Source organism: Clostridium amazonense (assembly GCF_056431285.1).
The window spans coordinates 38867-54400 of sequence record NZ_JBWKMH010000025.1 but is presented as its reverse complement, the minus strand read 5'-3'; the positions used below and the strand labels follow the sequence as shown (position 1 = coordinate 54400).

The 15534-nt window shown below is 26.7% G+C and carries 12 protein-coding genes and 3 CRISPR repeat arrays; all 12 genes read left to right on the top strand.

The window, feature by feature from the left end; translation table 11 throughout:
* Positions 1-2 precede the first annotated feature (2 nt).
* The 12 genes from AC07E4_RS11295 (at position 3) to AC07E4_RS11240 (ending at position 15526) form a co-directional block, all read left to right on the top strand.
* A complete protein-coding gene (locus AC07E4_RS11295) occupies positions 3-446 on the top strand; it encodes a hypothetical protein (protein ID WP_478216437.1) in 444 nt (147 codons plus the stop codon).
* Positions 447-1256, top strand: a complete 810-nt coding sequence (gene csx7 / locus AC07E4_RS11290) for a type III CRISPR-associated RAMP protein Csx7 (RefSeq protein ID WP_478216436.1) — start codon at positions 447-449, stop codon at positions 1254-1256.
* Positions 1249-2046, top strand: coding sequence for a type III CRISPR-associated RAMP protein Csx7 (gene csx7 / locus AC07E4_RS11285; protein ID WP_478216435.1), 798 nt, complete (start codon positions 1249-1251; stop codon positions 2044-2046). Before csx7 (AC07E4_RS11290) ends, csx7 (AC07E4_RS11285) begins: the two co-directional genes overlap by 8 nt.
* Positions 2033-2911, top strand: coding sequence for an RAMP superfamily CRISPR-associated protein (locus tag AC07E4_RS11280; protein ID WP_478216434.1), 879 nt, complete (start codon positions 2033-2035; stop codon positions 2909-2911). The genes csx7 (AC07E4_RS11285) and AC07E4_RS11280 overlap by 14 nt, the downstream gene beginning before the upstream one ends.
* Positions 2912-2925: 14 nt before the next feature.
* Positions 2926-3393 carry a hypothetical protein gene (locus AC07E4_RS11275; RefSeq protein ID WP_478216433.1) on the top strand — a complete coding sequence of 156 codons (468 nt, stop codon included), beginning with the start codon at positions 2926-2928 and terminating at the stop codon, positions 3391-3393.
* A 109-nt stretch (positions 3394-3502) separates the two neighbouring features.
* Positions 3503-4309, top strand: a complete 807-nt coding sequence (locus tag AC07E4_RS11270; RefSeq protein ID WP_478216432.1) for an NARF domain-containing protein — start codon at positions 3503-3505, stop codon at positions 4307-4309.
* A gap of 215 nt (positions 4310-4524) precedes the next feature.
* Positions 4525-5079: a CRISPR direct-repeat array (repeat unit 30 nt).
* Between the two features lie 2066 nt (positions 5080-7145).
* Positions 7146-7505: direct repeats of the CRISPR family, unit length 30 nt.
* 422 nt (positions 7506-7927) lie between these two features.
* Positions 7928-8217: direct repeats of the CRISPR family, unit length 30 nt; unit sequence GTTTAACAACAACATAAGATGTATTGAAAT.
* A 180-nt stretch (positions 8218-8397) separates the two neighbouring features.
* Complete coding sequence (locus tag AC07E4_RS11265) at positions 8398-9348, top strand: phosphotransferase (RefSeq protein WP_478216431.1); 951 nt, start codon at positions 8398-8400, stop codon at positions 9346-9348.
* A gap of 293 nt (positions 9349-9641) precedes the next feature.
* On the top strand, positions 9642-9911 hold the full coding sequence (locus tag AC07E4_RS11260) for a hypothetical protein (protein ID WP_478216430.1): 270 nt from the start codon (positions 9642-9644) through the stop codon (positions 9909-9911).
* A 101-nt stretch (positions 9912-10012) separates the two neighbouring features.
* A complete protein-coding gene (locus tag AC07E4_RS11255) occupies positions 10013-10975 on the top strand; it encodes an alpha/beta hydrolase (protein WP_478216429.1) in 963 nt (320 codons plus the stop codon).
* Positions 10976-11949: 974 nt separating this feature from the next.
* Positions 11950-12597: a hypothetical protein gene (locus AC07E4_RS11250; RefSeq protein WP_478216428.1), complete on the top strand. Its 648-nt coding sequence runs from the start codon at positions 11950-11952 to the stop codon at positions 12595-12597.
* A 564-nt stretch (positions 12598-13161) separates the two neighbouring features.
* A complete protein-coding gene (locus AC07E4_RS11245) occupies positions 13162-13656 on the top strand; it encodes an NADH-quinone oxidoreductase subunit NuoE family protein (protein WP_430829532.1) in 495 nt (164 codons plus the stop codon).
* Positions 13646-15526, top strand: coding sequence for an NADH-ubiquinone oxidoreductase-F iron-sulfur binding region domain-containing protein (locus AC07E4_RS11240; protein ID WP_478216427.1), 1881 nt, complete (start codon positions 13646-13648; stop codon positions 15524-15526). Before AC07E4_RS11245 ends, AC07E4_RS11240 begins: the two co-directional genes overlap by 11 nt.
* The last annotated feature ends 8 nt before the right edge of the window (positions 15527-15534 follow it).

Below are 15534 nucleotides of genomic sequence, written 5' to 3'. Positions count from 1 at the left end.
ACATGTCAGAAAACTATAAAAAAGAATTAATTTCTATGGTTGATGAATTAAGCTTAGACACAGAGTTTTGGGAAGAAATGAAGAATGCTAGAAATTCAGGAAAAGAAGGGAAATTAGGCTCTACAAATATAAGAAGTTTAGCAAGTATATGTACAAATGCTGATTGTTATGAAGAAGTTAAATTATATATTGAGTATAAAATAGGTAAAGGAAATGGATGGAATGAAATAATTAAAGTAAAGGGTGACTTTAAAAATAAAAAAATGTTTGGACGAGCTGTAATTGACCATTTAGAAAATATATATGAAATGTGTAATAAAGATGATAGTGAGACATTAAAACAAAGTGCATTGTATTTCGGATATATGTTTTGGAGAAAAGTTGCAATTGAAAAAGGTGATTATAGCTATAAGCAAAAACTACAAAATAGAAATGGGAGGGATTAGATGTACTTGTTAGATAAATTTGAAAATAAATATATTATAAAAGGTGTTTTAAGAGCAGAATCACCTATTCACATAGGGGCAGGAGATAATGATTTTACAGCACATTCAGTAGATAATGCAGTTATACGTGATGAAAATGGAAATCCATATATACCGGGAAGTTCATTAAAAGGTGTAATTAGAACTTTTATAGAGAGAATTATAAATGCGGAAATTTTTAATGAAAATGAGTGTAAATATACAGCTTGTGATATATTTAATGATCCATGCATTTCAAAAGTAACATATAATGAAGTTAAAAGTCAGAGTCTTGATAGAAGAGAATTAGCTTTAAAAGTTTATGAAAAAGAATGTGATGTTTGCAAGCTTTTTGGAAGTAATTATTTTGCATCTAAAATACATATTGATGACGCAAAATTAAAAATATCAGATAAAAAAGTACGTACAGAAATACGAGATGGAGTTGCTATTGATAGGGATACACTTACAGCGGCTAATACAGCAAAATATACATTTGAGTGTGTATGTTCTGGAACTGAATTTGAATTTGAAATGAGTATAGATAATTTAGATGAAAAAGATGAAAAAAATAAAGATTATGAAGAATTGTTACAAAGTATAATTACATTTCTTGAAAGTGGGGATATGTTAATAGGAGGAAAAACATCATCAGGCTTAGGAAGTATAAAATTAATAAATACATCAGTTTATAAAATAGAAAAGTCAACAGCAAAGGAATATTTTTTAAATGGATTAAATGAATTAAAGAAATCTTGGCTTTATGATTTGGAGGCGAAAAAATATGTTTAAGACATTAAAAAGTGAAGCTATTTTAACTTTTGATATAGTTACTGAAAGTCCTTTGTATATTCAATCAGGACAAGATGATTCATTAGATCCTTCTGCAGTTGATGGAAAGTATATAACTATTTTTAGAAATGAAAGATATGAACCATTTATACCAGGTACAAGTTTAAAAGGAGCTTTTAGATGTAGAGCAGAAAGACTTTTAAGACAGTATGGTGCATGTGATATTGTTAATAGAAAGGAATGTGTACCCAAAAATAAAGAAACACCTAAAACAGGAAAAGAGAGGTATGAAAAAAGTTGTCCAGTTTGTAGATTATTTGGATCTAAGGTTTTAAAGAGTAGGATTACATTTAGTGATGCATATGTTGAAGGAGAATATAAAGTTGGTCAAAGAACTTGTGTAGCTATAGATAGAATAACAGGTGCAAGCAAGCAAAGTGCTCTTTATGATATGGAATATATAGAAAAAGGAACTTTTAAGGAAAAGATAGTAATTCAAAATTTTGAATCATATCAAATTAATTTAATAATTTCTTTAATAAAGGAAATGAATGAGGGATTTTTAACATTGGGTGGACTTACATCTAAAGGATTTGGTTGTATAAAAGGTGAAAATTTAAAGTTGACATTAAAATATTATAATAAGGAAGACTTAACTAAAAAAGGTTATGAAAAGAAAAGTTATTATAATACTAAGACAATTGAAGGTGAAGATGCAATATTTGAGTTAGTTAAGGATAAACCTTTTAATAGCAATGGAAGTGTTGGTGATATGTATGAAACCATATAGTTTTATTCCATTTCTAAAAACAAATTGTTACAAAGGTGACAAAACTAAATCTATTCTAACTGGAAAAATTGAATTAACCATAGAAGTACTTAATGCAATTCATGTTTCAAAAGGAGTTTATTACATGAATGAATCTAATGTATTATATGATGAGTTTTTTAAAATAGAAGAAAAATATGCTATACCAGGTACTAGTATAAAAGGGATGGTTAGATTTATAGCTGAAGTTGTTTCAAATAGCTGTATATCAGTTAATAATAAAATACAAAAGAATTTGCCTCAATATAAGTTTAAATCTTGTAAAGTAAAAAATAGCAAGTCTGATTGTTGTATGGTATGTAATATTTTTGGAACTATGGGTAAGAGTGGTAAGATAAAGTTTTCTAATTTTATTTATGAAAGTGGTAGTGGAGAAATTAGTATAATTGGATTACCAGAACTAAAAGGTCCACATATAGATAAAGAACATATATATTTAAATAAAAACAATGAATTTAATGGATACAAAATTTATAATCATGGTATAACATCAATTTTAAAGAGTGGTGATTATCAATGCGAATGTTTAAAAGAAGGAGCAAAATTTAATGGTACAATTTTATATGAGAATTTAGATGAACAAGAATTGGAGTTACTGTGTTATGCTTTAGGTTTGGCTGGTGACTTTAATCATAAGGTAGGATATGGAAAGCCTGCCTATTATGGTTCAGTAAAAGTATCATCAAGTGATCAATTATATATAGATTATGCAAAAAACTATATGAAAAATTCTTCACAAGAAATAAAAAATAATATTTTATTATTAGAAAAAAATTATAGCTATGAAAATGCTAAAAAACATCCTGATTATGAAGAATCATACTAAAGGTGGTGTTAAATTTGGAATTAAATAGAAAGAAGTATCTTTTATCATTAGCAGATTCAATAGGAAAAGATATAAATTCACATAATTGTGGTAATTATGTTCCTAAGGTATTAAATGCAATAGAAATAGGAAAAAAATATAATGATAAGAAAAAATTTAAAGTAGCACTTGAAAACATGAAAAAAACAAGTTTTGGAGGAAATTCACAAAAAATAGGCTATTCAAATTTTGTAGACAATATAATCACTAAAAAAGAATATGATGTTGAAAATCTTTCGTTTGAAGAATTAGAATTTGTATTTTCATGGGTCAGAAGAATAGTATTTATAAAATCTAAAGATAGTAATAATAGAAAAGAATATAAAAAAAGCAACAAAAATAGAAATTTTTATAAAGATAAAGATAAATCTAATCATCAAATTGATAATAGAATTAATGATAATCCATTTGCTGTATTATCTAATTTGAAATTTGATGAATAAAATAAATATTTATAATGAATCTAGTACAGAAGTTATACACGGAAAGTACAATTTCTGTACTTGTATTTTAAAATTACAAAAATACATATAAAGAAAGGTTTATATTAAAATGAAAAAAAGATATAAAATTTTAATTTTTGTATCATTATTTTATATAATTGTAGGACAAAAGATTTATGCAGTTCAGAACAATAATGTTGCAACAATGTCAAAAGAAGAAATAATGGAAAAATATTATGAATTAAAAAAGGATAATCAAGAATTGATAGATAAGTATAATGAATTAAATGGTGAATGGTCTGAAAAAAAGGAAAGTGCATTTAGATTTATTACTATTGGAAGCTCACTATTACTATTATACTCTATGGGAATAACTATATATGTAAGAAAGCATATTAAAGATAAAATTGAGGATTTATCTAAAAATAAAATTGATAGTATTATTATAAAAGAAATTGATGAACGTATATCTAAACAATGTAAAAAAGATATGGGACACATAGAAAATATGATTAAGGATTGTAAAATAGAAGAAAAATTAATGAAAGAAAAAAATATATTAGTTATATCTGAAAATGATGAAAAAGAAAAATTGGCAAAAGAACTGTTGAAATGCTTTTTTAAAGTAAAGAATGTTAGATTGAGTAATCATACTTGTGGAATTGATAAATATGATGTGGTAATATTTAATGAAATTAATGGAGATGAAAAAAAGGATACTTTAAACAATATAATAACAGAAAATAAAAATAAAGACGCAGTGTATTTCTACTTCAATACAAATAGAAAGCAGTTGTTTGACAGTTCACAACCCACTCAAACTAATTTTGCTAATAGTGTGTCTACTTTTTATGGAAATTTAATTGATTTGATAAAATATCAGCACTATATTTTATTAAATGAAAAAAGCAATTAAATTTTATAAATGTATTATAACAAGAAAACAATTAAGTATTTTACCAGCAAAAAATAAAAATATAATTGCTATAGCCTTAGATAATACAATATTTAAGGCTATTTTTACACTCTAATAATTAAAAACTAAAAATCGCTGGTAAAAAATTAATGAGTCCTAGTAAAATCAACGCTTTAGAGGTATAATAGAAAAAGAAGAATGGCTATTTTGCTATGGTTTAACAACAACATAGGATGTATTGAAATTTAAATTCTAATGTTCTATCTTTTATTTTTTTATATTGTTTAACAACAACATAGGATGTATTGAAATTAAGTTAATAATACTGGTGCATTCAATGGTCTTGATGTTTAACAACAACATAGGATGTATTGAAATACTGATAGCATATGTTTAAAGTTGATTTCTTTAATGTTTAACAACAACATAGGATGTATTGAAATAAGTGTGAGCAAATTCATTTGTTTTATCTAAAATATAGTTTAACAACAACATAGGATGTATTGAAATGGTATGTTTATCTCCCTATTATTAAATACTTTACTTGTTTAATAACAACATAAGATGTATTGAAATAGCTTGTAGGAGTAAAAGGCAGAAGTGTTGTAATAGTTTAATAACAACATAAGATGTATTGAAATTTAGATATACCCCCTAATTTGTTTTTCATTTCTCTGTTTAATAACAACATGAGATGTATTGAAATATTCTAGGTGTTCTTGTAGAATTGACTATATATTGTTTAATAACAACATAAGATGTATTTAATTTTGAAAAATACGAGTGCCAATTTAAAATAAATAATGTCAAGCTTTGGTTATTAAGATTAATATCCTTTAAATGAGAGGAAACTAAAATAACTTAATTCAACTATGTGTAAAACTGCCCGTCCCTCTTGTTACGGATAATAAACATAGATATAACATATCTTTAATTTACCAGCGACAACTCAAAATAAAACTGTTATAACCTTAGAAATTAAAAGCTCTAAGGCTATTTTCTATGTATGTAAATAGAAAGAATAAAAATCGCTGGTAAAAAGTTAATGAATCCTAGCAATATGAATACTTTAGAGGTATAATAGAAAAAGAAGAATGGCTATTCTACTATGGTTTAATAACAACATAAGATGTATTGAAATAATAACAAGAAATTAAATGCATCAAACAATGTTGTTTGTTTAATAACAACATGAGATGTATTGAAATGTAATTTAATTGAACCATCTGGATTTTTAATAAACTCGTTTAATAACAACATGAGATGTATTGAAATTATTCTGATTTGATTAATTTTAATTCTATTTTATGTTTAATAACAACATGAGATGTATTGAAATAAAATATATCAAGACTTTGAAAGGGAAAAGGTTAGTTTAATAACAACATGAGATGTATTGAAATTTTGATTGCCTAACATTTTGAATTGTACCCTTTGAGTTTTTAATAGCAACATGAGATGTATTGAAATAGTGGTCTGCATTTCCCTTTTAAAAATACATGTGATGTTTAACAACAACATGGGATGTATTGAAATTCAAATAAATATGGTGCTAAATCTATAGATGTACAGTTTAATAACAACATAAGATGTATTGAAATAATTCCTTATAACTTACAATTTTCATTTCTACTTTAATTTAATAACAACATGAGATGTGTTTAATTTTTAGCTCATCATAAGAGGAGATTTAATTTTGGAAAATACCAGTGCCAATTTAAAATGCACAATGTCAGGGACTGGCTCTAGTTATTATGATTAATATCCTCTAAATAAGAGGAAACTAAAATAATTTAATTTAACCATATATAAAATTGCCTGTCCCTCTTGTTACGGATAATAAACATAGATATAAGATATCTTTAATTTACCAGCGACAACTAAAAATAAAACTGTAATAACCTTAGTAATTACAAGCTCTAAGGCTATTTTCTATGTATGTAAATAGAAAGAATAAAAATCGCTGGTAAAAAGTTAATGAATCCTAGCAATATGAATACTTTAGAGGTATAATAGAAAAAGAAGAATGGCTATTTTGCTATGGTTTAACAACAACATAGGATGTATTGAAATATAAATTTAGGATTTACATTTAATGGTGTATATTCGTTTAACAACAACATAGTATGTATTGAAATCCTAATCGCTCAGGATCAATAGCCTTACATGAAAGTTTAACAACAACATAGGATGTATTGAAATTCAGCTTTTAACATATCATAGCTTACTGTATGATCGTTTAACAACATAGGATGTATTGAAATGTACAAATATATAATTTTGCCAAATGACAAGGTGGAAGTTTAACAACAACATAAGGTGTATTGAAATAAAGTAACATGACTAGCAGAATCTATATCTGTAATAAATTTAACAACAGCATAAGATGTATTGAAATGCTAATAGAAACAGAAAGTCAAGTTATTAATTTAGTTTAATAACAACATAAGATGTGCTTAATTTTTAGCTCATCATAAGATAAGATTTAATTTTGAAAAATACCAGTGTCAATTTAAAATACACAATGTCAGGGACTGGCTCTGGTTATTTGCTTAATATCCTTTAAATAAGAGGAAACTAAAATAATTTAATTTAACCATATATAAAATTGCATGTCCCTCTTGTTACGGATAATAAACATAGATATAACATATTTTTACCTTACCAGCGACAACTAAAAATAAAACTGGTATAACCTTAGTAATTACAAGCTCTAAGGTTATTTTTTATATAGGTAAATAAAAAAACTAAAAATCGCTGGTAAAAAAGTAATGAATCCTAGCAATATGAATACTTTAGAGGTATAATAGAAAAAGAAAAATGGCTATTTTACTATGGTTTAATAACAACATGAGATGTATTGAAATAAGTCTTTTGGATAAACTATATATGCCTTACCATTAGTTTAATAACAACATGAGATGTATTGAAATGTTAATAATACACCAAATATAACTACACCAGTAAAGTTTAATAACAACATGAGATGTATTGAAATTTGAATGTTGCTGAAAAATCTGTTCTTTCCCACCATGTTTAATAACAACATGAGATGTATTGAAATATGAATAAAACTAAAAAGAAAAAAGAAACAACATATGTTTAATAACAACATAAGATGTATTGAAATGTTCATAAAATTAACTAAACTATTTATAGCCACTTTGTTTAACAACAACATAGGATGTATTGAAATTCTCTAGCATATACAATGCCACGTATGCTTGTTTCGTTTAACAACATGAAATATATTGATCCCTATAATAATATCTCATCAAAATACCTATGACAATTTAAAAGACACAATGTCAGGGACTGGCTCTGATTATTAGGCTTAATATCCTTTAAATAAGAGGAAACTAAAATAATTTAATTTAACCATATATAAAATTGCCTGTCCCTCTTGTTACGGATAATAAACATAGATATAATATATTTTTACTTTACCAGCGACAACTAAAAATAAAACTGGTATAACCTTAGAAATTACAAGCTCTAAGGCTATTTTCTATGTATGTAAATAGAAAAACTAAAAATCGCTGGTAAAAAATTAATACAATCTAGTAAAACCAACACTTTAGAGGTATAATAGAAAAAGAAGAATGGCTATATTACTGTGGTTTAACAACAACATAAGATGTATTGAAATCATCCTAATTGTAGGTCAACTACTATTCCCTATGTGTTTAACAACAACATAAGATGTATTGAAATGGTTCTAGTATAACTAATAGTGACATTAGTATTCGTTTAACAACAACATAAGATGTATTGAAATTTTGCGGGCTTATCCCAAAGGCACTTGCTATCTGGTTTAACAACAACATAAGATGTATTGAAATTCTGTTTTAAATTCGCTTATCTCTGTTTCTAATGCCGTTTAATAACAACATGGGATGTATTTAAATATATGAAAAGTTAAATATGATAATAATTTATAACCTTAAGAATTGCAAGCTCTAAGGTTATTTTTATTTTTAAATAATTAAAATAAAGATATTTTAAAAAGTAATAAAATTAATATATGGTATAAAAAGTAAAATAGTATATTATAAAATTGTAGAGATAATTTTATGGGGGGATAGTTTATGGATAAGTTGATTGAGGAGAAGGCAAGGAGATGTTTTGGAAAAGATGTGTCTTTAAGAAGTTTAAGTAGGCTTTTAGGTGGAGCACAGAAGCATGTTTATTTAGGGATTTTAGATGATGGATTTAAGTTTGTTGTTTATGTGTGGGATAAGAGCACTAGTTATTTTTCAGATTGTGAAAATGAAATTGATGATGTATTTTTGTCTAGCAGTGCTTTGATGTTTAAACTAAATAATAAGTTAATGGTTGAGCATGGGATAAAGACACCAAGGTTATATTATATGGATGAAGGTTTTGAAGAGCCAGTTTATGCATTGGTGGAGTATATTGATGGTGTTGATTTTGATTATGTGCTAGAGAAACAACCGGAGAGGGCAAATGTAGTTTTAAAATCTTTAAAGAGAAATCTTGATGCTTTACATGAAATTAAAAGTAGTAAAGTAGGGCAATTGAATAATTTTTTAGGAGAAGATTTTGATCCTATTGAATATTGTTATTGTGTGGCTTTGGAAAATGTGGATTATCTTGTAGAGGTTGATGAAGAAAATGCAAGTTCATATTTACAACTAAAAATAATATTAGAGAATTTAATGAAAAATATAGAAAGAAGATGTGATTTTAGGTTTATTCATTCAGAGTTAGGTCCTAATCATGTAATGATAGATGGTGAGGATAATGTATATATGATAGATATAGAGGGAGCAAGGTTTTTTGATTTGGAATATGAGGAAAGCTTTTTGAAGATTAGATTTACTGATAATTATAAATATTTAAAGAGTGATAATTTAGACGAAAATAGAATGAAGTTTTATCATATATTCCATTGTTTTGGAAATTTATCTGGGGCTTATGAACTTTTAGCTAAGAATTATTATGATAAAGATGATGTTTTAGGAATGATAAGTTATTTTAGGAATGCTATAAAAGAACTTTGCATACAAAATAAATAAGTATGCAGGAAGTTTCTATTTTAAATTCATTATGAAAAAATAAATAGTATTTCAGAAATTCCTAAAATAGTTAAAAGAATCTTATGATAGATAAAAAAGTAGCATAGGGAATATGTGAAAATATTATAGATAGGCTTTTAATGGTCTATCTATTGTTTTATAAAGAAATAAATTTTTATAGATTTTATGACAGAAAAAATTATGAATATTAAAATAAATTTCAATAAAGTATAATATTCACATAAAATAAAATTGTATGTGAAGAATTTATGGTTTGAATAGGGGGATGTGTTATGTCAGGTACTTCAATTGCAGTGACATTAGTTATAATGTTTTTGATAATTATGAAGCTTGCTAAGTGTTTGAATAAGTATAAGGACAAGAGCGAGTTAAGGTTTATATGTGTTTTTTGTTTTTTAACTGGTTTAGTTTTGAGGTCATTTATAATAAGAGAATTTGGTTGGTTAGATTTGGTTCTTTATATAGTTGCTTTGTGTTTTGATTTTTATGGAGTTGTTACAGGTGTTCAAGCTATAAAAAGAGCAAATATAAAAGAACCATAGTAATAGAAGGAATTTAATTATTTCATTTACTTGTACTAATGCATTGGTTATAATTTGATTAATGGTAATAAATTGAATAAATTTAAATTAAAGGAGAATTTATGAGTTATAAAAATTTTTATGAATTTGAAGAACAGTATTCAATGATTTTTTCTGAAAAGAAGTATGATGAAGGTTTAAATATGCTTCTTCATGCAAATGAACTTTTGCCAAAAGATGAGTATGAAGAAAATTTATTTGAACTTATGATTGATGAGTCTAGAATATATACTCGTACCAATAATACTGAGAGCTGCATTAATCTTATAAAAAAAGCTCTTGAAAAGGGTTATTCATTTCCACTACATTGGTCAAATTTTAATTTACTAAGAAAACATCCTGAATATGAGTATCTTAATAATTTAAATAAAAAAATACTTGGACAAGCTAAAGAAAATTCTAAGTTTAAATATGAAGTGTACCTTCCCAAATCTTATGATTCAACAAAAAAATATCCATTATTCTTTTGTTTACATGGTGATGGGTTTCATTGCAATATGAAAGAAGCTAGATGGTGGTGGAAACCTGATGTACTTTTAGAAAAAGGATACATAGTTGTATATCCGCAATCATCACAAATGTATTTTCATAATAGCTTTGGTTGGCTTAGTGATCCAGAGTTATCAAGAAAAGAATTAAAAAATTGCTATGAAGAGTTATTATTAGATTATTCTATTGATGAAACTTGTGTAATAATTGGAGGATTTTCTGGTGGGGCAACTACTTCTATTGATATTGCATTTGAAAATGCTATACCAGTGAAAGGAGTTATTGCATTATGTCCTGGTGATTATTTAGATAAAATAACACTTGAAGACACAAATAAATTAGAAGAAAGAAAAACAAAAATAGTTATATTTGAAGGAGAAAATTCAATTGATCCAGTTGTTAACCATGTTTTAAGATTATTTAATGAAGTTGGGATTTCATATGAGTACCATATTAATAAAGGAATTGGTCATGAATATCCTAGTGATTTAGATGAAAAAACATTAAAGGCTATGGAATTTATAGTTGGTAAATAGGTTTGAAGAAATCAATATAACACATTAATAATAAGTATATTTTTATATTTAAAGAAGACTTTTAGCTTTTATAGCTGGAGGTCTTTAATTTTGTGTTTAATTAGAAATTTTGTTGATTGGTATATCTAAAGATGAAACAAATAAAACTCATTAAGGATACATTCCTGTATCAAAGACCGCCAAGACTGAAGTCTCAGCTACGAGGAAAATAGAGGTTGAATTGAAAGTCCAAAACTTTGTAGGCGAGAATTCATTCTTGCAAAGCGTTATTTTAATATATTATTTTAAGAATGAGATGCCCAATCAAAGACCGCCAAGACTGAAGTCTCAGCTACGAGAAAAACAGAGAGTGGATTGAAAGCCCCAACCTTTGTAGGCGAGAATTCATTCTTGTGTAACGTCATTTAAATATATTATTCTAATTTTACATCCATATAAGAATCCGCCAAGGTTAAAACCTCAGCTACGAAGAAGAAAGGGTGAAGGAGAAATAATTGAATTAAATAATATATTTTATCATTTTCAATTTTCAATTAATAAGTAGGCGAGGTTTTAACCTTGCAAACAGTTATTTTAAGAATGAGATGCTATGTCAAAGACCGCCAAGACTAAAGTCTCAGCTACGAGGAAAACAGAGGTTGAATTGAAAGTCCTAAAGTTTGTAGGAGAAGTTTTAATGTTGCATGATGTTATTTTTTATTTTTGTAAGAATTTAATTGGATGTGGCAATAATTAATATAAATGAGTTATGTTTATAAAAATTTAGGTGAGTTTTAAGAGTATGTTTAGTTTTGTTATAAATATAGAATTTTGTAAAATTTTGAGTTATAGTTATGATATAGAATTATAGGTTATATAGTTTTTATTTATATTTTTAATGTGTGATTTTATTAATTGAGATAATTAAGTATATGGTTAAACATAATTTTACTTTGGAGATTTGACAATGTGATGTTTTTAAGGGAGAGATGTTTATGATAGGTAATAAGTTTGCTAGGGTTTTGGTTTGGTTGGTGAATATATTATTTGTAATAGTTATTTTTATTTTTTCGACTTATGGTATTTTGATAAAAATTTTAACATCTTTATTAGTAGTTGTAATTAATGATTATTTAATGGGTAATGTTATAAAATCTATCAATGCAGAACTTAAAAAGATGAAACTTAAGAATTTCCATTATTTAAGTATAAATCCTAAATTACAAATAGTTATAATTATAAGTAGTTTAATTACTGGTTGGATTATAGCAGGTATTCTTATATTAGGATTAGATTATGAAAGAATGAATTTGCCATTGTTTATATGTTTATCTATACTGGTTTTAGTTGTTTTTACAGATAGGCTTTATGGACCTAAACTTTCAATATATAAAAGTAAGAATGAAGTTAAATACACACTTGAGCATGGAGATAGAAGTGGTACGAGTGTTTTTGGACGAAGAGTTGGTAGTTACGAAGATGGTATTGTTTTAGATGAACTTATTATAAAAAGTGACGATATATTGACAACACAAGTTAATAATGAAGGTTTTTTAATAAAGCTTAGTGAGAATAAAAGTGTAATGATTATTGATAAAAAAGCACAAACATACTTGGAAAATTCAATAAATAGATTTAGATAAGAGAGCAGAAATGCTCTCATTTTTATTGTATATATTTAAGGCAACAAGTTTACACTTTAAAAAGTTTCAAAAATTTATTGGAGTGTAAAAAAATCGATAAATGTTGAAAGAAATGATACAAATAATAATTTAAATTTGATATATAAGTAATTTATGTATAAATTTATATATACAATAGAAAAAGAAACTAAATAAAAATGGATGTATTTAACATATATCTAATTGACTTTAAGTCTCATTTAAGTTTTAGAAGTATATGTTTTGAAAAATTCAATAAATATATATAAAGTTTTAATATTTTGTATATTTTATATTTCATTGTAATAAGAATAAATATAAAAAAACTATATCTTTTTAATAAAAGTTTATTTAAAAATTACCTTATATAATGGTATATAGGAACTCATACATTAAAATTTAACTATAAAATTTTACAATATAAGGTAGAAAATATGAAAAAATATTAATAAAAAGTTTCCTTTTTAGTAATAGTTTTTTTATTCAAATTGACTTTTGGGTGATATATAATTAAATTAAACCAAAAATACCATATAAAGGATGGGGATGGTCATGTTAAATGAGCAAGAAATAAAAGAAGTAGAGGATATACTAGAAGAATACAACTATAATAAAGCCTCTATTATTGCTATTATGCAAGATATTCAAAAGAAATATCGTTATTTACCAGAAGAAGTGTTATGTTATATTGCGAAAAAATTAAAAATTAGTGATGCAAAAGTTTATAGTGTGGCAACATTCTATGAAAATTTTTCATTACAACCTAAAGGAAAGTATATTATTAAAATTTGTGACGGAACTGCTTGTCACGTAAGAAAGTCAATTCCTATATTAGAGGAGTTTAGAAATATATTAGGACTTTCAGAAAGTAAAACTACAACAGATGATATGATTTTCACTATTGAGACTGTATCTTGTTTAGGTGCATGTGGACTAGCTCCAGTTTGTACTGTAAATGATGTTGTGCATCCAAGTATGACTAAAGACAAAGTAAGAACTTTAATAAATGAATTAAAGGAGGATGCAAAAAGTGAGAATTAATAGTAGAGAAGAGTTAAATGAGCTTAGTAAAAAATATAAAAAAGCTTTAGATATGCAGCATAAACAAATATTAATTTGTGCTGGAACTGGTTGTGTTGCTGGTGGTTCTTTAAATATTTATGCAAGACTTAAAGAACTTATAAAGGAAAGAGGACTTAAACTTGATGTTATATTAGAAGAAGAGCCACATGGCGAGAGTATAGGATTAAAGAAGAGTGGATGTCATGGATTTTGTGAAATGGGACCACTTCTTAGAATAGAACCAGAAGGATGGTTATATATAAAAGTTAAAGTAGAAGATTGTGAAGAGATTCTTGAAAAAAGTATAATTGGGGAAGAAGTAATAGAACGTTTAATTTATAAAGATGATGTAAAGAGTTATAGCAAACAAGAAGAGATTCCTTTTTATAAACAACAAAAACGTGTAGCATTAGAACATTGTGGTCATATTAATGCAGAATCAATTAAGGAATATATAGCAGTTGGTGGTTATAGTGCTGCAGCTAAGGCACTTTTTGATATGACTTCAGAAGAGATTGTAAAGGAAATTTCTGAGGCAGGACTTAGAGGTAGAGGAGGCGGTGGTTTCCCTACAGGTAAAAAATGGTCTCAAGTTTTAAGTCAAACTGAACCTGAGAAATATATTGTTTGTAATGGTGATGAAGGTGACCCAGGTGCATTTATGGATAGAAGTATGATGGAAGGTGATCCTCATAGAGTAATTGAAGGTATGATTATAGCTGGTGCTGCTACTAAAGCTAACAATGGTTATATATATGTTCGTGCAGAGTATCCACTTGCAGTTAAAAGACTTAGAATAGCTATAGATATGGCTAGAGAAAGAGGTCTTTTAGGAAAAAATATTTTAGGTTCTGGTTTTGATTTTGATATACATATAAATCAAGGCTCAGGAGCATTTGTATGTGGAGAGGGTAGTGCCCTTACAGCATCTATTGAAGGTAATAGAGGTATGCCAAGAGTTAAACCACCTAGAACAGTAGAACAGGGATTATTTTCAAAACCTACTGTATTAAATAACGTAGAAACATTTTGTAATGTTCCTTTCATTATTAATAGAGGTGCTGATTGGTATAAAACTTTTGGTGTTGAAAACAATTATGGAACCAAAGCTTTTGCACTTACAGGTAATGTAAAACATACAGGTCTTATAGAAGTTCCTATGGGAACACCTTTAAGAAAAGTAATTTTTGATATAGGTGGGGGAGTTAAAGAAGGAAACTTTAAAGCAGTTCAAATAGGTGGTCCATCTGGTGGATGTTTATGTGTAAATGAAGGACATCTAGATTTAGATTTAGATTTTGATTCTTTAAAGAAAGTTGGAGCAATGATTGGTAGTGGTGGACTAGTTGTTATGAATGACAGAAGTTGTATGGTTGAAGTTGCTCGTTTCTTTATGAACTTTACTCAAAATGAATCTTGTGGAAAATGTGTTCCATGTAGAGAAGGTACAAAGAGAATGCTTGAAATTTTAACTGATATAGTTGAAGGCAGGGGCACAATGGAGCATATTGAACTTTTAGAAGAATTATCTGAAACTATTTCAGCTACTGCTCTTTGTGGACTTGGAAAGAGTGCATCACTTCCAGTTAAGAGTACTTTAAAATATTTTAGAGATGAGTATATAGCTCACGTTGTAGATAAGAAGTGTCCAGGTGGTGTATGTAAGGCATTGATGTCTTATAAAATAGATGAAAATAAATGCAAGGGATGCTCTAAGTGTGCAAGATTATGTCCAGCAGGAGCAATAACTGGTGAGATAAAGAAACCTTATACCATCGATAATTCAAAGTGTATAAAATGTGGTGCTTGTATGGAAGGTTGTTCATTCAAGGCTATAGATTTAGTTTAATTTAGAAG